The organism is Paraburkholderia lacunae (assembly GCF_003353175.1).
Classification (GTDB): Bacteria; Pseudomonadota; Gammaproteobacteria; order Burkholderiales; family Burkholderiaceae; genus Paraburkholderia; species Paraburkholderia lacunae.
Genome location: NZ_QHKS01000003.1, coordinates 395,448 through 412,879 on the forward strand (window position 1 = coordinate 395,448; position 17,432 = coordinate 412,879).

The 17,432-nt window shown below is 64.5% G+C and carries 13 protein-coding genes; 12 read left to right on the forward strand and 1 reads right to left on the reverse strand.

Annotated elements, in window-relative coordinates; all coding sequences use genetic code 11:
- Positions 1-64: 64 nt before the first annotated feature.
- Positions 65-277 carry a hypothetical protein gene (locus DLM46_RS06675; protein ID WP_133300300.1) on the forward strand — a complete coding sequence of 71 codons (213 nt, stop codon included), beginning with the start codon at positions 65-67 and terminating at the stop codon, positions 275-277.
- Positions 278-563: 286 nt separating this feature from the next.
- Positions 564-1,730 carry a transposase gene (locus DLM46_RS06680; protein WP_115099957.1) on the forward strand — a complete coding sequence of 389 codons (1,167 nt, stop codon included), beginning with the start codon at positions 564-566 and terminating at the stop codon, positions 1,728-1,730.
- Between the two features lie 105 nt (positions 1,731-1,835).
- Here DLM46_RS06680 and DLM46_RS06685 read toward each other — a convergent pair whose 3' ends face one another.
- A complete protein-coding gene (locus DLM46_RS06685; protein WP_115099958.1) occupies positions 1,836-3,401 on the reverse strand; it encodes a mannose-1-phosphate guanylyltransferase/mannose-6-phosphate isomerase in 1,566 nt (521 codons plus the stop codon).
- A gap of 676 nt (positions 3,402-4,077) precedes the next feature.
- Between DLM46_RS06685 and DLM46_RS06690 the strand changes: the two genes are divergently transcribed.
- From DLM46_RS06690 to DLM46_RS06735, 10 genes are all read left to right on the forward strand, one after another.
- Positions 4,078-5,475 carry an undecaprenyl-phosphate glucose phosphotransferase gene (locus tag DLM46_RS06690; RefSeq protein ID WP_115100010.1) on the forward strand — a complete coding sequence of 466 codons (1,398 nt, stop codon included), beginning with the start codon at positions 4,078-4,080 and terminating at the stop codon, positions 5,473-5,475.
- A gap of 67 nt (positions 5,476-5,542) precedes the next feature.
- Positions 5,543-7,003 carry a UDP-glucose dehydrogenase family protein gene (locus tag DLM46_RS06695; RefSeq protein WP_115099959.1) on the forward strand — a complete coding sequence of 487 codons (1,461 nt, stop codon included), beginning with the start codon at positions 5,543-5,545 and terminating at the stop codon, positions 7,001-7,003.
- A gap of 28 nt (positions 7,004-7,031) precedes the next feature.
- The gene (locus DLM46_RS06700; RefSeq protein WP_115099960.1) at positions 7,032-7,487 is read left to right on the forward strand and encodes an arsenate reductase/protein-tyrosine-phosphatase family protein; all 456 of its coding nucleotides are present in this window, start codon (positions 7,032-7,034) and stop codon (positions 7,485-7,487) included.
- Positions 7,487-8,710, forward strand: a complete 1,224-nt coding sequence (locus DLM46_RS06705) for a polysaccharide biosynthesis/export family protein (protein WP_244305870.1) — start codon at positions 7,487-7,489, stop codon at positions 8,708-8,710. Before DLM46_RS06700 ends, DLM46_RS06705 begins: the two co-directional genes overlap by 1 nt.
- 134 nt (positions 8,711-8,844) lie before the next feature.
- Positions 8,845-11,043 (forward strand): polysaccharide biosynthesis tyrosine autokinase, encoded by a 2,199-nt coding sequence (locus DLM46_RS06710; protein WP_115099962.1) that lies wholly within the window; start codon positions 8,845-8,847, stop codon positions 11,041-11,043.
- A gap of 59 nt (positions 11,044-11,102) precedes the next feature.
- Positions 11,103-12,026 carry a glycosyltransferase family 2 protein gene (locus tag DLM46_RS06715; RefSeq protein ID WP_115099963.1) on the forward strand — a complete coding sequence of 308 codons (924 nt, stop codon included), beginning with the start codon at positions 11,103-11,105 and terminating at the stop codon, positions 12,024-12,026.
- A gap of 112 nt (positions 12,027-12,138) precedes the next feature.
- Positions 12,139-13,290, forward strand: a complete 1,152-nt coding sequence (locus DLM46_RS06720) for a glycosyltransferase (RefSeq protein ID WP_115099964.1) — start codon at positions 12,139-12,141, stop codon at positions 13,288-13,290.
- Between the two features lie 3 nt (positions 13,291-13,293).
- Positions 13,294-14,757 (forward strand): glucose-6-phosphate isomerase, encoded by a 1,464-nt coding sequence (locus tag DLM46_RS06725; protein WP_115099965.1) that lies wholly within the window; start codon positions 13,294-13,296, stop codon positions 14,755-14,757.
- Positions 14,754-15,983, forward strand: coding sequence for a glycosyltransferase family 4 protein (locus tag DLM46_RS06730; RefSeq protein WP_115099966.1), 1,230 nt, complete (start codon positions 14,754-14,756; stop codon positions 15,981-15,983). Before DLM46_RS06725 ends, DLM46_RS06730 begins: the two co-directional genes overlap by 4 nt.
- A 76-nt stretch (positions 15,984-16,059) precedes the next feature.
- Positions 16,060-17,226, forward strand: a complete 1,167-nt coding sequence (locus DLM46_RS06735) for a glycosyltransferase family 4 protein (protein ID WP_115099967.1) — start codon at positions 16,060-16,062, stop codon at positions 17,224-17,226.
- The last annotated feature ends 206 nt before the right edge of the window (positions 17,227-17,432 follow it).

A 17,432-nucleotide genomic window follows, 5' to 3' on the forward strand; every position in this document is an offset into this window, starting at 1 on the left:
CCACGGATACCGAGGCGAACGCGTGCCTGAGCGCTGCCGTTCGCTGTTTCACCGCATCGCGCCGATGACGGGCAAGCTCAGTTGGCGCGGTGCTCGTGCGCGCTGCATCAGCGATCAAATTCGTTCGAAGCGCATCGAAATGATTCGCGGCGCATTTCGCCGCGCATTTCGCCGATTTCATCAAAGCTATTCGCCGCTGATCCTTTGCCATTTCGCTGCCCAATGGCTCGTTTTGTCGCCGGAACCAACCGTCTTTCTGTTATGGCAATTCGAATAATGACGCAGCAAAAAGGACAAGATTGTTTCCATCCGTAACACTTGTCTCAGGGATATTCACGCAAACCCTGGTGGTGGTATGCTTCGTGCACAAATTCTCCCATGCACGAGTGAGACCACGTTTTGTGCTTCGCAATAGGGACAAACCGCACTAACGCAGTGCGGCGCTGACCGACAAACAAAACGTACAAAACATATTTGTGCAACCGAGGGCTGCACACGGATCGTGAAAGTTGAATCCGTGGCGGTCCAAAGCCGCGGCCCGGCCAGGCCGCGTGGAGAACTCCATGTTTTTCGATGAGCTAAGCAATGAAGAATGGGCGCTGCTGGCAGCGCTTGTCTCCGATGAGCCGGCCGTCCGTCTGAATCGACGCGGCCGGCCGCGCGCCGAACCACGTATCGTGGCGAATGCCGTCCTGTGGATTCTGACAACTGGCGAACCCTGGTCGAGGCTGCCGGCCCGCTATCCGTCGGGTCCCACCTGCCGGCGCCGTTTTGAAGAATGGCAATTGAACGGCACCCTCCTCGAGATGGTTCGGCTGTTATCCCAAACCGGGCGTACCTTCGCGTACGTCCCGCAACCGGCGCCGCCCGTCGCGGCCAAACCCGCAGCACCGGTAGCAGCCCCTCCCAGCGCGCGCGAAGACAGTCTGCGCGGCGTGTCCTGGAAAAGCCCCGAGTCATGGCAGGCGCCCGGCGTGGCGAACCGCTTGAGCAGTTGGCGTTCCGCCGATCCGATCGCCGACATGACGCGCCAGTTGTCCGGCGTGGCGGAGATGCCGCCGGTGCCGTCCGCTCACGCGGGGCGGGCCGGGCAGTCCAGCTTCGCCCAAACGGATGCGATGGACGCGATGGACGGCATGACGTCCGCCGCCATTGCCGAAGGCCAGCCGCAACAATCCGACGACCAGCGCAGCCCGCTGTCGATGAGCCTCGCGCCACGCGGCACGCAGGTCGCCGACCGGCGTGGCTATATGATCTACGTGGTGGCGGAGCAGGTGCCTAACGCGATGTATCGCGCATGGGCGGAGATCATGAAGGACGGCAAACGCGTCGAGCGTTCCGGTCTGGTCGGCCCGCGCTTTGCGCAGGCGGAAGCGGCGGAGCAGTACGCGCTCGACTGGGCGCGGCAGTGGATCGACCGCGAATGCCGCACGCTGGCGGCTGCGGGGACTGCGCCTGTCGTCAATGCCGCTGTGCCGGTTGCACGTCCGTCGCCGGCACGTCCGCTACCGGCATCTCCGCTACCAGCACGTCCGTTGCCGTCCATGCGTCAGGTGCCGGAGCCGGTTACGGTGAATCACGGCGCGCCATTGCATGGTCCTCTGGGTGCGTTCCGCGGTCCGCTGCGCCGTTATCCGGGCGAACCGGCTGCAACGGCTACGGCAGCCACAGAGAGCAGTGCATCAGATCGTTTTCCGGCGTTCCCAGAACTCATCTCCCACGCGGGGTGAGCACCGCAGTACCCCGCGGCCGGTAGGAGCAACCCGCCGCAGGATCCCGCTTCATCCGTTGTGACTCACTGGCGCTGTCTTATTGACGTCCTTCATTGACGGCCTTCATTGGCGTCCGTACGTGTCGTCGAAGCGCACGATGTCGTCTTCGCCGAGATACGAACCGGACTGCACCTCGATCATTTCGAGCGGCATCTTGCCCGGGTTCTCCAGACGGTGGGTGACGCCCAGCGGAATGTACGCCGATTCGTTTTCGGAGACGATAAAGCGCTCTTCACCCCGCGTGACGAGCGCTGTGCCGCGCACGACGATCCAATGTTCGGCGCGGTGATGATGCATTTGCAGCGAGAGCCGCGCACCCGGTTTCACGACGATGCGTTTGACCTGGAAGCGCTCGCCGGTGTCGACGGAATCGTAGTTGCCCCACGGCCGGTGCACCTTGCGATGGCTGGCCGCTTCCAGGCCGCCGTCGCTGCGAATCCGTCCGACGATCTTCTTGACGTCCTGCACGCGCGATTTGTCGGCAACCAGAATTGCGTCCGCCGTTTCCACCACGACCAGATCCTGGGTGCCCACGCAGGCGATCAGGCGTCCTTCCGAGTGCGCGAAGGTCGAGCTCGCGCCTTCGAACATCACGCGGCCGCGACCCACATTGCGCTCAGCGTCCTTGTCCGAGATTTCCCAGATCGCATCCCATGAACCCACGTCCGACCAACCCGCCTGCAGGGGCACGACTACGCCGGAAGCGGCAGTCTGATCGTTGCCCAGTTGCTCCATCACAGCGTAGTCGATCGAATTCGACGGCGAGGCGCCAAACGCGTCGCGTTGCAGACGGAAGAAGTCGCCGTCCGCCTTGCCGCCCGCAAACGCCGCCTCACAGGCTTCGTAAATGGCCGGCTGGAAGTGGCGGATCGCCTTCAGCCAGGTCGACGCGCGCATGATGAAAATGCCGCTGTTCCACCAGTACTCCTGCGACTCGACATAACGCTGCGCCAGCTCCAGATGCGGCTTTTCGACGAAGCGGTCGAGTTTGTGCGCGGCGATCGAGCCGGCTGCTGCGGCGTTGTCTTCAGCGCTGTGGTTAGGCATGCCTGGCTGTGTACCGAGCGCCGCGCCGATACGGATATAGCCGTAGCCGGTTTCCGCGCGCGTCGGCACGATGCCCATCGTCACGATATGGCCGGCCTCGGCGTGCTGCACGCCCGTGGCGACCGCCGCACGAAAGCCGTCGATGTCGGTGACCGCGTGATCGGCGGGCATCACGACCATGATGCCGTCCCCGTCCTGCGCGGCGATCGACAGTGCGGCCACCGTGAGCGCCGGCGCGGTGTCGCGGCCGACGGGCTCGAGAATCAGCCGGCTCGCTTTGCCGCTCGTGCGCAATTGCTCGGCGGTCGTGAAGCGATGCTCTTCGTTGGCCACCACGACGAGTTGCTCGGCGAGGAGGTGACCGGCTTCGAGTCCGTCGAGACGGCGCGTCGTGGATTGCAGCAGCGAATCATCGCCGAGCAGGCCAATCAGCTGTTTCGGGTACTGCTCGCGCGACATCGGCCACAGGCGTGTGCCGGAGCCGCCCGCGAGAATGACGGGGTGAACCTTGAGCTTGACGTTCAGGGACATGGCTTGCGTGGACCGGGTGTCGGCAGGCGTGGCCGTAACCGGAGCTGTCATGATGGACTCCTCGAGGCTGGGTGAATGCTGGGTGAATGCGTCGAGTTTTAACACGAAGTAACGAGTCAATAAAAGCGAGTTAAATAGAGGTTATATAAAAAAGCCAATAAAATTAGTCATTCCGTGACGCCAGAATGTCTGTTTAATTTTTAAAAAAATAAAAAATTCAGGAAAAAAATCAGAGGCAATTTTTTTACACGGGCGAATGTCGCAAAATAGGGACGAACGGCAGCGCGTAAGCTTTGTAGGCAAACAGGGGGAAATGGCGGTCCAGGCTTTCAGTAAGGCACTCAACTGGTCTTTCGAACACCGAAACCGGCAACAATTGCCGAACAAATTCCGAAAAAATATCGAAATTCTGACCGATACATTTTGAGATTTTTTGCTGTCTTGCAGTCCGAATTTTAATGCCGCTTTATTGATACCTGTACAAGGGTATTCACTCATTCCGACACGCGTTCTCCACCTCGGCCACCTGGATGGCTATCTGGATTTTTTTGGAGCGGAGAAACGGCGTGGCAATAGCACAGGCCAATTGGTTTCGCGGCGCGCATTCAGTGGTAGGGCGCGCATGCCGGCGTTGGGCGTCCTGATGCGGGGCTGATGTGCATAACCGGGTACCAGAAATTCAACCAACCGACGGATGGCCCTTGACTGACGAACTGAGGTGCAGCGCATGCTGAGCGTTCTATCGAGAATCATCGACATTGCGATGGTCGCCCTCGGCGCCTGGATTGCGGCGGCCGTGCACGGCGGGAAATTCGTGTGGCTGGACGACATGCAAAGCATTTCGCTCGCGTTCGGCTGCCTGCTGGTGGTGGTGTTTTTCCCCGCGCTCGGCATCTATCAGTCGTGGCGCGGCAAGCCGCTGTACGACCTGCTGTGCCGCGTGGCGGGCGGCTGGCTGATGGTGGAGGTCACCGGCATTCTGATCAGCTTCAGCCTGCACCGCTCGGACAGCCTGTCGCGCTTGTGGCTCGTGTACTGGGCGGCGGCCACCATCGTGCTGCTGATCGTCACCAAGATGATCGTCTATTCGATCCTCAAGGGATTGCGCCGCGAGGGTTTCAATCAGCGCGCGGTGGCGATCGTCGGCGGCGCGCCGTACGGCCGCTTTCTGATCGAGCAGATGCGCAGCCGGCCGGAAGCGGGCTTTAGCCCGGTCGCCGTGTTCGATGAAGACGGCACGATCAATCCTTATGAAGACCCGGAGGCTGCCGACGCGATCGAAGGCGTGCCGGTCGAGCGCGACTACCAGCGCATGATCCAGCTGGTGCGCCAGCGCGCGATTCGCGAACTGTGGCTCGCACTGCCGATCTCGAAGGAAAAGGCGATCCACCGCTTCGTGATGGACCTGCGCAACGATTTCGTGAACATCCGTTTCATTCCGGATGTGCGCAGCCTCACGCTCTTCAATCAGCCGATGGTCGATCTGCTCGGCGTGCCCGCGATCAACCTGGCCGCCTCGCCGATCACCGATCTGCGCGTGCTGCCCAAGCGCATTTTCGACCGCATGTTCGCGCTCGCCGCACTGAGCGCACTGTTGCCGGTGATGCTCGCGATCGCCGTGGCGGTGAAGCTGAGCTCGCCGGGGCCGGTGTTCTTCCGCCAGAAGCGGAAGGGCATCGACGGCAACCAGTTCGAGATCTACAAGTTCCGCTCGATGAAAGTGCACAAGGAAGAGTCCGGCAGGATCACCCAGGCCACGCGCCGCGACCCGCGCATCACCGCGGTCGGCGCATTCCTGCGGCGCACCAGCCTCGACGAATTGCCGCAATTCATCAACGTGCTGCGCGGCGAGATGTCGGTGGTCGGTCCACGCCCGCATGCGCTCGAACACGACGACATCTACAAGGATCTGGTGAAGGGCTACATGCACCGCTACCGGATCAAACCGGGCATCACCGGATGGGCGCAGATCAACGGCTATCGCGGCGAAACCGACCGCATCGAAAAGATGATGGGCCGCGTCAAGCTCGATCTGTACTACATGCAGCACTGGACCTTCTGGCTCGACATCAAGATCGTCGTGCTGACGCTGTGGAAGGGCTTTGTGGGCAGCAACGCTTATTGAGCGACAGCCGCGCAATGCATCGCGCGTCTGCTGTTCCGAACCAACTCAATTCTCCGAGGTGTAATACATGAACCTGACGATCATCGGTAGCGGCTACGTAGGCCTCGTGACGGGCGCGTGTCTGGCGGACATCGGCCACGACGTGTTCTGTCTCGACGTCGATCAGCGCAAGATCGACGTGCTCAACAACGGCGGCGTGCCGATCCATGAGCCGGGATTGCAGGAGATCATCGCGCGTAATCGCAAGGCCGGCCGCCTGAAGTTTTCGACCGACGTCGAAGCCGCCGTCGCGCATGGCGATATCCAGTTCATCGCGGTCGGTACGCCGTCCGACGAAGACGGTTCCGCCGACCTGCAATACGTGCTGGCCGCCGCGCGCAATATCGGCCGCCATATGACGGCCTTCAAGGTGATCGTCGACAAATCGACGGTGCCGGTCGGCACGGCCTCGCGCGTGCGCGAGGTGATCGCTGCGGAGCTGGCTGCGCGCGGCGAGAGCCACATGTTCTCGGTGGTGTCGAACCCGGAGTTCCTGAAGGAAGGCGCGGCCGTCGAAGACTTCACGCGCCCCGACCGCATCGTGCTCGGCTGCGACGAAGACGTGCCGGGCGAGAAGGCGCGCGAATGGATGAAGCGCCTGTACGCGCCGTTCAATCGCAATCGCGAGCGCACGCTGTACATGGACGTGCGTTCGGCCGAATTCACCAAGTACGCGGCCAATGCGATGCTCGCCACGCGCATTTCGTACATGAACGAGCTGGCGAATCTGGCTGATCGCGTCGGCGCGGACATTGAAGCGGTGCGCCGCGGCATCGGCTCCGATCCGCGGATCGGCTACGACTTCCTGTATGCCGGCTGCGGCTACGGCGGTTCGTGCTTCCCGAAGGACGTGCAGGCGCTGATCCGCACCGCCGCCGACTACAAGCAGAATCTGCGCATTCTCGAAGCGGTGGAAGCCGTCAACGACACGCAGAAAAAAATCCTCGCGCACAAGATCGTCGCGCGTCTGGGCGAAGACCTGTCGGACCGCACCTTCGGCGTGTGGGGCCTCGCGTTCAAGCCGAATACCGACGACATGCGCGAAGCGCCGAGCCGGCCGCTGATCGCCGAGCTGCTGCGCCGCGGCGCGCGCGTCAAGGCCTACGACCCGGTCGCGATCGACGAATCGAAGCGCGTCTTCGCACTCGATCTGAAGGACGTGCCGCAACAGCACGCGCGCCTGTCGTTCGTGAACGAAGAGATGGAGGCGGCCGAGGGCGCCGACGCACTGGTGATCCTCACCGAATGGAAGGTCTTCAAGAGCCCGGATTTCGACTCGCTCAAGCAGATCCTCGAGACGCCGCTGATTTTCGACGGCCGCAATCTGTACGAGCCGGACGCGCTGCTCGAACTCGGTATCGAGTACCACGCGATCGGCCGCCAGCACGTGCTGCGCAACGCGCCGGCACGGGTCGGCGCGAACGGCTTGCCGGTCACCGCCGAGACGGCCGACACCGCCGACTCGGCCGCCGCGGCGGCCGGGCGCTAGGTCGCCAGGCTGTGTTAGGGAGCCCGCTATGTTTGCCAACGTTCTGATCGTCTGTCACGCCAATGTGTGCCGTTCGCCTGCCGCCGAGATGCTGTTCAAGGCACGGCAGAGCAAGGCCTCGCGGCCGTCCTCGGCGCCGATCGCGTTTCATTCGGCGGGCATCCGTGCCGCGGAGGGTCGCGGCATGGACCCGGTGATGCGGCGCCTGCTCGCGGAGCAGGGCGTCGCTTCCGGGATCCATTACTCGCGGCGACTCGACCGGCACCTCGTGCGCTCCGCCGATCTGGTGCTGGTCAGCGAGCGCGCGCAGGTGAGCGAAGTCGAAGCGCTCGATCCGGCCTCGCGCGGCAAGGTCTATCCGCTCGGCAAGTGGGAACACGATTCCGACGTCGCCGATCCCCACGGCGGCGCGGAAACTGCTTATCGAGAGAGTCTCGTGCTCATCGAACATCTGGTCATGGGATGGCTGAAGAAAATATGCTGATGAAGACAACTATCGCGAACCTCAAGGCGAACTCACCGGCGAATCTTCGAACGAAATTCGCCGCCATTCTTTTGCTGACGTCCTTTGTGTCGGCCTGCTCCACCGCGCCGGGGAATTACCTCGACACGTCCCGTCTGAAAGACGACGGGCAGCATCAGAGTCAACCCGCTGAGACCTATCCGGTCCATCTGATCGACGCGAGCGTCGTGGCCGCGCAGGCTCAGGCGCAAGCCGCCGCCGCGCCGCCGGCGTTGCCGACCTCGTCTATCAGCGACCCGTCACAGTACGTGTACCGGCTCTCGCCGCAGGACATTCTCGGCATCACCGTTTGGGACCATCCTGAGTTGACCACGCCGCAGGGCAGCACGATGTCGGCGGGCGGCAACACCACGCAGTCGATCGGCGGCGCGTTGCAGCAGCCGTACACGGCCGCGTTGCCGGGCGAGGCCGATCCGTACGGCCAGACGATCGCTACCGACGGCACGATCTTTTTCCCGTTCGTCGGGCGGATCAAGGCCGCGGGCAAGACCGTCGGCGAGGTGCGCGATCAATTGGCCGCCGGCCTCGTGCGCTATATCCGCAACCCGCAGGTCGACGTACGCGTGCTCTCGTATCGCGGCCAGAAAATCCAGGTGACCGGCGAAGTGAAGACGCCGGGGCCGCTCGCCGTCAGCGACGTCCCGCTCACGCTGGTCGACGCGATCACGCGCTCGGGCGGCACGACCGCCGAAGCCGACATCCAGCGTGTGCGACTGACGCGCAACAAGAAGCTCTATGTGCTCGACGCGAACCGCATGCTCGATGGCGGCGACACCACGCAGAACGTGATGCTGCAAGGCGGCGACGTGATCAACATTCCGGATCGCAGCGCAAGCCGCGTGTTCGTGATGGGCGAAGTGAAGACGCCGATGCAGATGCCGATGCTCAAGGGCCGTCTGACGATCGCCGATGCGCTGACGCAAGCGGGCGGCATCCTCGATACCGACGCCAATCCGCGCCAGATCTACGTGATGCGCGGCCTGCGCGAGAAGCCGACCACGCCGGACGTCTACCGCCTCGACATGACGCAGCCGGACGCCATCATGCTGTCGTCGCAGTTCCAGTTGCAACCGATGGATGTCGTGTATATCAGTACCGCCGCGTCGACCACCTTCAACCGTGTCTTGCAGCAGGTGTTGCCGAGCGTACAGACGCTGTTCTACCTGAGGCAGTTGACGCGTTAAACGTCCGAGCCGCCGAGAGTCCCGCGCCGCTCCCCCAGGGCGCGGGACTGAAGCAAATGCTTGAGCAACCGCTGACGTAACCGCTGACGTAACCGATACGGGATCGAATTGTGAGCAATCAAATCACTCCACACATGGTCGCACCGGCCAGGACCGAAGAAGAGGACGTCGTCCTCGGCCAACTGGTGCAGGTGATCCTCGACGACATCTGGTGGCTGATCGCCATCGCCGCGGTGATCGTCGGGATCGCCGTCGCGTACTGTTTCCTCGCCAAGCCGATCTATTCGGCCGATGCGCACGTGCGGGTCGAGCAGGGCGACAACACCTCGCAGGCGCTCACGCAGACGCAGACGGGCGCGGCGATCACCACCGGCTCGAGCTCGCTGCCGACCGATGCAGAAATCGAAATCATCAAGAGCCGCGGCGTAGTCGGCCCGGTGGTGCAGCAACTGAAGCTGAACTTCAGCGTCACGCCGAAGACCATTCCGCTGCTCGGCAGCATCGCCGCGCGCATGGCGACGCCGGGCCAGCCGGCGCGGCCGTGGCTGGGTCTCGCGTCCTATGCATGGGGCGGCGAAGAAGCCGACGTCGATTCGCTCGACGTGGAGCCCGCGCTCGAAGGCCAGAAGCTGACGATGAAGGTGGTCGACGACCAGCACTACGAGCTGTACGCGGAGAACGGCGCGCTGCTGCTGCACGGCCAGGTCGGCCAGCAGGCGCAGGGCGGCGGCGTGACGATCGTGGTCAAAAAGCTGGTGGCGCGACCGGGTGAGGAATTTACGGTGGTGCGTTCCAACGACCTCGACGCGATCACCGCGTTCCAGTCGGCGATCACCGTGCAGGAGCAGGGCAAGCAGACCGGCGTGATCCAGATTTCGCTGGAAGACAAGAGCCCCGAGCATGCCGCTCTGGTCGCCAATGCGCTGGCGCAGTCGTACGTGCGTCAGCATGTGTCGAACAAGCAGGCCGACGCGATCAAGATGCTCGAGTTCCTGAAGAGCGAAGAGCCGCGCCTGAAGAGCGACCTCGAACGCGCGGAAGCCGCCTTGACCGCGTATCAGCGCCAGTCCGGCTCGATCAACGCAAGCGACGAAGCCAAGGTGTACCTGGAAGGTAGCGTGCAGTACGAACAGCAGATTGCCGCCTTGCGTCTGCAAATGGCGTCGATGACCGAGCGTTACGGCGACGACCACCCGACGCTCAAGGTCGCGCGTGAACAGATGGCCGAGTTGCAGGCGCAGCGCACCAAATACGCCGACCGCTTCCGCGATCTGCCGGCCACCGAAGTGAAGGCCGTGCAGCTGCAACGCGATGCGAAGGTGGCCGAAGACATCTACGTGCTGCTGCTCAACCGCGTGCAGGAATTGTCGGTGCAGAAGGCCGGCACCGGCGGCAACGTGCATATCGTCGACGCCGCGCTGCGACCGGGCGTGCCGGTCAAGCCGAAGAAGGCGCTGATCCTGTCGGCGGCGGTGATTCTCGGGCTGATCGCCGGCACGGGTTTCGTGTTCCTGCGCCGCAATATGTTCAAGGGCATCGACGACCCCGAGCACATCGAACGCGCATTCCATCTGCCGGTGTTCGGTCTCGTGCCGCTCAGCGCCGAGCAGGCGGTGCTCGAAAGCAGTTTCCAGCGCGGCGGCGAACGCCTGCGTTCGGTGCTGGCCAGCGCGCGTCCGAAGGACTTCACGGTCGAAAGCCTGCGCAGTCTGCGCACTTCGATGCAGTTCACGTTGATGGACGCGAAGAACCGCATCGTCATGCTGACCGGCCCGATGGCCGGCGTCGGCAAGAGCTTTCTGACGGTCAATCTGGCGGTGCTGCTCGCGCATTCGGGCAAGCGCGTGCTGATGATCGACGGCGATTTGCGGCGCGGCGTGCTCGAACGCTACATGGGCGGTTTGCAGGAAAACGGCATGTCGGAGTTGCTGAGCGGGCAGATCTCGCTCGAAGACGCGATCCGCAGCTCCAACATCGAGAACCTGAGCTTCATCTCGTGCGGCCGCCGTCCGCCGAATCCGTCGGAGCTCCTGATGTCGCCGCGTCTGCCGCAATACCTCGACGGCCTCGCCAAGCGCTACGACGTGATCCTGATCGACACGCCGCCGGTGCTGGCCGTGACCGATGCGTCGATCATCGGCGCCTATGCGGGTTCGACCTTCTTCGTGATGCGCTCGGGCATGCATAACGAAGGCGAGATCATCGATGCGTTGAAGCGCTTGCGGGCGGCTGGCGTGCACGTGCAGGGCGGCATCTTCAACGGCATGCCGGCGCGCTCGCGCGGCGGCTACGACCGCAGCTATGCGAGGGTCCAGGAATACCTGAGCACCTGAGCCGCGCGAGCGATCCCATTGTTCCGCTTTCAGCGCAACGACGAAAAAAGGACTTCACGATGAAAGTGACGGTACTGGTTCCCACGTTCCGCCGCCCGGCCGATCTCGCGCGCTGTCTCGCGGCGCTGCAACGGCAGTCGCGCGCGCCCGACGAAGTGGTGGTGGTCGCGCGCGCCGACGACGAGGCGACTCACACGTGCCTGCGCGATCCGGCGGTGCCCGGCGCACTGCCGCTCGCCGTTGCGCTGGTCGAGGTGCCAGGCCAGGTCGCGGCCCTGAATCGCGGGCTCGACGCGGCCAGCGGCGACGTGATCGCGATCACCGACGACGACGCCGCACCGCACGTCGACTGGGTCGAACGGATTGCGGCGGCATTCGAAAGCGATGCGCGTCTGGGCGCGCTCGGCGGGCGCGACTGGGTGCACGAAAAAGGCCGCGTGCTGGACGGCGAACGGCCGCAGGTCGGCAAGGTCACCGCGCACGGCAAGATCATCGGCAATCATCACCTCGGGGTGGGCGGCGCGCGCGAAGTCGACATCCTGAAGGGCGCCAACATGAGCTACCGCAGCGATGCGGTCCGCACGATCCGTTTCGACGCGCGCCTGCGCGGCGCGGGCGCGCAGGTTCACAACGACATGGCCTTCAGCCTGAGCGTGAAGAACGCCGGCTGGAAGCTGATGTACGACCCGCGCGTGGCGGTCGATCATTTCCCGGCCGAGCGTTTCGACGACGACCGGCGCGACGCGCAAACCATGGCGGCGTTGCGCAATGCCGCCTTCAACTTCCATCTGATCCTGCGCGACCAGCTGCCGCCGCTGCGCCGCGAAACCGCCTGGTGGTGGTGGACGCTGGTCGGCACGCGGGTCTATCCGGGGCTCACGCACGCGGCGCTCGCGCTGCTCTCCAAACAGGCGCGCCTGAAGCTGTCGCGCTGGCGCGCGGTGCGTACCGGCGCGCATGAGGCGCGGCGCGCGCTGTCCTGATCTTCGTGATCGCTCGCGCGACCCACGTCGCGACCTATACGTTCGTGCATCGGCGCCGGTTTCGTTTCATGGCCGCCGATGCTCCTTTCCACCGGCAGAGCGGAGTGTCTGCATGAGTACGAAAGTTCACGTTCATCTGTTTTACGGCGCAGATCCGCGCTTTTACCGACCGGGCGACAACATCGGTTGTCTGTACGGTTATCACCACGCCGAATCCGACGCGTTCGCGCTGACCTATTCGCAGGACGCGCAGGAAAGCAAACCGGTGCGCCTGTTGCGCCGCGCATTGAAGGCGGCGCTCGGCTTCGACTTCATTCACACGTGGCGCAACCGCGCCGAGATGTTGCGCTCGGACGTGATCTGGACGCATACCGAGCAGGAACATCTGTCGGCCGCGCTGATGCTGCTGCTGAGCGGCCGCAAGGCGGGCGCCGGGAACGGGCCGTTGCTGCTCGCGCAAAGCGTATGGCTGCTCGATAAATGGCCTGGTTACGGGATCCTGCGCAGTTGGCTTTATCGCAAGCTGCTTGCGCGCGCGGATCAGCTGACCACGCTCGCCAGCGAAAACGCCGAACTGTGCCAGCGCTTTTTCAACCGCAACGCGAAGCATGTCTACTACGGCCTGAACACGCAGGACTTCCCGGTGCAGGCGCCCACCGAATGGACGCCGCATACGCCGATCCGGATCGCGGCGATCGGCAACGATCGCGACCGCGATTGGGAGAGCCTCATCAAGGCGTTCGGCAACGATGCGCGCTACACGGTGAAACTCGCGACGCGCCGGCGCATTCCCGCATCGCTGCGCGCGGCGAATGTCGAGATCGCGCTGTTTTCGGGCATCAAGAAGCAGCACGAACTCTACGCCTGGGCCGACGTGATCGTCGTGCCGCTGCGGCCGAATTCGCACGCCTCCGGCATCACCGTGATGCTCGAAGCGGCGGCGGTCGGCAAGCCGATGGTGGTCGCCGACGTCGGCGCGTTGCGGGATTATTTCCCGGCGGACGAGGCGGCTTATGTGCCGCCGTTCAACCCGCAGGCGCTGCGCGAAGCGGTCGACGGCCTCGCAGCCTCGCCCGCCGAGGCCTTGCGCCAGGCGCAAGCGGCCGCAGCCGGTTTGCTGTCGCGCGATCTGACGACGCAGCACTACGCGATGCAGCATGTGCGGATCACGCAGGAGATGCTGCGTGCCCGGGCCGCGCTGCGGGCCCCGGCGGTGGAGCAAGGCCGCCGCCCCAGCCCGCGTGAATCGAGCGGGAGCCTCTAAACGATGTCGACAATTACGCGAGCCGGCGAGAGCGGCGCCGGACGTTCTGTGTCCGGCGGTCCGCAGGAATGGTTGCCGCCGGCGTTACTGTGGCTGATCACGGCGGTGCTGATCGCCGCGCATCAGGGCACGGTGCTCACGCTCGCGTTTCCGGTGCTCGCGATCCTGACCGGCCTGTGGCTGTACTTCAAGAGCCCGGCGCGCTACGTCGGCTTCATGTGGTGGCTGTGGTTCCTGAGCCCGGAAGTGCGGCGTCTGGCCGACTGGTCCAAAGGCTCGTTCACGCCCACCAGCCTGATCCAGATTGCGCCGCTCGCGGTGACGATGATCAGCGCGCTCTCCTTGCTGCGCTACTACCGATTGCTCGCGCAGCGGCGCGGACTGCCGGTGCTGCTGATCCTGCTCGGCCTCGCCTATGCGTTCATGGTCGGCGTGATGTCGAGCGGGCCGCTTGCCGCGACCTATGACCTCGCCAACTGGCTCTATCCGATCCTGATCGGCTTTCACATCATGGCGCACACGCGCCAATATCCGCAGTACCGCGACACCATCGTCAACACGTTCATCTGGGGCATGCTGGTGATGGGCGGCTACGGCCTGATCCAGTTCTTCATCATGCCGCAGTGGGACGCGCTGTGGATGCTCGGCTCGCAGATGAACTCGCAAGGCGATCCGGTGCCGATGGGCGTGCGCGTGTTCAGCACGATGAACTCGTCGGGGCCGTTCGCGTTCGCGATGATGGGCGCGATGGTCTACGTGATGGCGGCCACGCACCGGGTGCGCTGGGTTGCCGCGGCGCTGGGCTTTTTCGCGTTTGCGCTGAGCCTCGTGCGCTCGACGTGGGGCGGCTGGGTGATCGCGCTGCTGATCCAGCTGGTCAAATCGAACAACAAGGTGCGCATGCGCATCATCGCCAGCGCGGTGCTGCTCGCCGGCCTGTGCGTGCCGCTGCTGGCGGTCGGCCCGGTGGCCGACCGGATGCAGGCGCGTCTTAACACCATCGTCAATCTGAGCGACGACCAGAGCTATGCCGCGCGTAACGAGTTCTACGCGACCTTCGCGAAGACCGCCTTCACCGACGTCTCCGGCGAAGGGATGGGCGCGACCGGCACCTCCACCAAGCTCTCGAACGACGGCGGCCAGCTCGGCCAATACGGCAACTTCGACAGCGGCGTGATGAACATCCCGTTCGTGCTCGGCTGGCCCGGCACGCTGCTGTATATGTCGGGCATCGTCTGGCTGCTGGTGCGCGCGGTGCTCGCGTCGTTCAAGCTGAGCAACGACAAATACGTGTCCGCTTGCCTCAGTCTCAGTCTCGCGACCTTTGCGATGCTGGTGTTCACCAATTCGCTGGTCGGCACCGGCGGCCTGCTGCTTTTCATGAGTGTTTTTTCGATCCTTTCTGCGGTGCATTACGAAAAGATGAACCGCAGACGCACGCAATTACTCCACGGAGGCACTGATTGAGAGTCGCCATTGTCACGCACGTCGTGCGCCATAACGACGGCCAGGGGCGCGTCAACCACGAGATTGCGCGCGCCGCTCTCGACGAGAACATCGGCGTGACGCTGGTGGCGTCGCACGTCGCGCCCGATCTGCTCGCCCATCCGAACGTCCGCTGGGCGCAGATCAAGATCGGCCGCTGGTGGCCCACCAATCTGCTGCGCCAGCAGGTGTTCGCGTTCAGGAGCGCAATGTGGCTGCGCGCGCATCGAAGCGAATACGACGTGCTGCACGTGAACGGTTTCATCACGTGGATGCCGGCCGACGTCAACACCTCGCACTTCGTGCATAGTGGCTGGTTCGGCAGCAAGTACTACCCGTTCGGCTTGACCAAGGGCGTGTGGTCCGCGTATCAGTCGGTCTATACGCGCTGCAACGCGTTGCTCGAACGCTGGGCTTACCGGCGCTCGAAGGTGATCACGGCGGTGTCGCAAAAGGTCGCCGACGAAATCCGCGCGATCGGATTGACGCCGGATAACCGGGTGGATGTGATCTACAACGGCGTCGATACGCAAGGCTTCGCCGCGGCCCAGGGCGATCGCGCGCGCTTCGGACTGCCGGGGGAGGCGTTCCTGCTGCTGTTCGTGGGCGACCTGCGCACGCCGCGCAAGAACCTCGGCACTGTGCTGGCGGCGCTGAAGCATTTGCCTGAGCACGTGCAGATCGCGGTGGCCGGATTCCTGCCGGGCAGCCCTTATCCGGACGAGGCGAAGGCGCTCGGCATTGCGCATCGCGTGCATTTTCTGGGGCTGGTGAAGGACATGCCGGTGCTGATGCATTCGGTCGATGCGTTCGTGTTTCCGTCCCGCTATGAGGCGATGAGCCTGTCGCTGCTCGAAGCGATGGCGGCGGGGCTGCCGGTGGTCACGGCGCGCACGGCGGGCGGCGCGGAGATCATCACGCCCGAATGCGGCATCGTGCTCGACGACCCGGACGATCCCAAGGCGCTGGCGGGCGCGGTCTCGCGGTTGGCGGCGAACGACGACGCGCGCCGCGCGATGGGCGTCGCCGCCAACGAGCTCGCGACCGGCTTCGGCTGGGCGCGCATGGCCGCGCAGTACATCGCGCTGTACCGGCAGATGGAAGGTCAGCAGAAGGACCGCCGGCGCAGCGAAGCCGAGGCCGCCGTGGCCGCCGGGAGCGACGCGCTGACGCTGAACACGCTGGCCGGCCAGAAGGGCGCGGAATGACTATTTGCGCAGATACCGCGGAAACAGGCGGGCACGTAACCGATCACCACTCTCAGAACGCACAGGGGCAACAACCATGACGACGAGCTCAATCAAATCGCTGCAGATCGGGATGCACTGGTTTCCCGAGCGCGCGGGCGGCCTCGACCGCATGTACTACTCGCTGGTCGGCGCGCTGCCGGGCGCGGGCGTCGCGGTGCGCGGCGTAGTGGCAGGCTCGCCCAAGGTCGCCGCGGACACCGGCGGCGCGATCAACGGCTTCGGCCCGGCCGCGCAATCGCTGCCGTTGCGGCTGATGGCGGCACGCCGCGCGCTGCGCCGCGAAATCAGCACCGCGCGTCCCGACGTGATTTCGTCGCACTTCGCGCTGTACACCTTTCCGGGCCTCGACGTGACGCGCGGGATCCCGCAAGTGTCGCATTTCCAGGGACCGTGGGCCGACGAGAGCCACGTGGAAGGCGCCGATTCGCTCGGCCAGCGCGCCAAGCATTATCTGGAGCAGTCGGTGTATGCGCGCTCGTCGCGGCTGATCGTGTTGTCCGAAGCGTTCGGCAAGATCCTCACCTCGCGCTACCGGATCGCGCCGGAGCGCGTGCGCGTGGTGCCGGGCTGCGTGGACGTCGAGCAGTTCAACCTGCCGATCACACCGGCCGAGGCGCGGCTGAAGCTGCAATTGCCGCAAGACCGGCCGATCGTGCTGGCGGTGCGGCGCCTGGTGCGCCGCATGGGTCTCGAGGATCTGATCGATGCGGTGAAGCTGCTCAAGCGCCGCGAACCCGACGTGCTGCTGCTGATCGCGGGCAAAGGACGGCTCGAAGGCGAGTTGCAGGCGCGCATCACCGAGGCGGGCCTCGAAGACAACGTCAAGCTGCTGGGCTTCGTGCCGGATCAGCATCTGGCGGCGCTCTATCGCGCGGCGAATATCAGCGTGGTGCCGACGGTCGCGCTCGAGGGTTTCGGCTTGATCACGGTCGAATCGCTGGCCTCGGGCACGCCCGTGCTGGTGACGCCGGTGGGCGGCTTGCCGGAAGCGGTGGCAGGCTTGTCGCCGAATCTGGTGCTGCCGGCAACCGGCGCTCAGGCGATCGCGGAAGGCCTGGCCGGTGCGTTGAACGGCTCACTGAAGTTGCCGGACGCGGATGCCTGCCGTCGCTACGCGCGCGATCACTTCGACAATTCGGTCATCGCGCGGCGCGTGGCATCGGTGTATAGCGAAGCGATCGCGGCGGGTGGGGTGCACTGAAGGCGCTGACGCTCGGAGTGAACGCGGCGCGCGGCTCGCCGCTCGTCGCATTCACTCCGGCAAGCGGCAAAAAACTCACGCCGCTCGATGGCGTAAAAACAGACGAGGCCTGAATCATTGCGATCAGGCCTCGTCTGTTTTTGCAGCGGGTGAAATGCCGGTGGCGTGGGTGTCCGGCGGCCGCGGCGGCCCCGGCGGCCCCGGCG

Excerpts from the sequence above, each read along its gene's own strand:
- DLM46_RS06710 (WP_115099962.1), top strand. The coding sequence starts at position 8,845 with ATGGTCGCACCGGCCAGGACCGAAGAAGAGGACGTCGTCCTCGGCCAA.
- DLM46_RS06685 (WP_115099958.1), bottom strand. The coding sequence starts at position 3,401 with ATGACAGCTCCGGTTACGGCCACGCCTGCCGACACCCGGTCCACGCAA.
- DLM46_RS06700 (WP_115099960.1), top strand. The coding sequence starts at position 7,032 with ATGTTTGCCAACGTTCTGATCGTCTGTCACGCCAATGTGTGCCGTTCG.
- DLM46_RS06680 (WP_115099957.1), top strand. The coding sequence starts at position 564 with ATGTTTTTCGATGAGCTAAGCAATGAAGAATGGGCGCTGCTGGCAGCG.
- DLM46_RS06705 (WP_244305870.1), top strand. The coding sequence starts at position 7,487 with ATGAAGACAACTATCGCGAACCTCAAGGCGAACTCACCGGCGAATCTT.
- DLM46_RS06720 (WP_115099964.1), top strand. The coding sequence starts at position 12,139 with ATGAGTACGAAAGTTCACGTTCATCTGTTTTACGGCGCAGATCCGCGC.
- DLM46_RS06725 (WP_115099965.1), top strand. The coding sequence starts at position 13,294 with ATGTCGACAATTACGCGAGCCGGCGAGAGCGGCGCCGGACGTTCTGTG.
- DLM46_RS06735 (WP_115099967.1), top strand. The coding sequence starts at position 16,060 with ATGACGACGAGCTCAATCAAATCGCTGCAGATCGGGATGCACTGGTTT.
- DLM46_RS06695 (WP_115099959.1), top strand. The coding sequence starts at position 5,543 with ATGAACCTGACGATCATCGGTAGCGGCTACGTAGGCCTCGTGACGGGC.
- DLM46_RS06675 (WP_133300300.1), top strand. The coding sequence starts at position 65 with ATGACGGGCAAGCTCAGTTGGCGCGGTGCTCGTGCGCGCTGCATCAGC.
- DLM46_RS06690 (WP_115100010.1), top strand. The coding sequence starts at position 4,078 with ATGCTGAGCGTTCTATCGAGAATCATCGACATTGCGATGGTCGCCCTC.
- DLM46_RS06715 (WP_115099963.1), top strand. The coding sequence starts at position 11,103 with ATGAAAGTGACGGTACTGGTTCCCACGTTCCGCCGCCCGGCCGATCTC.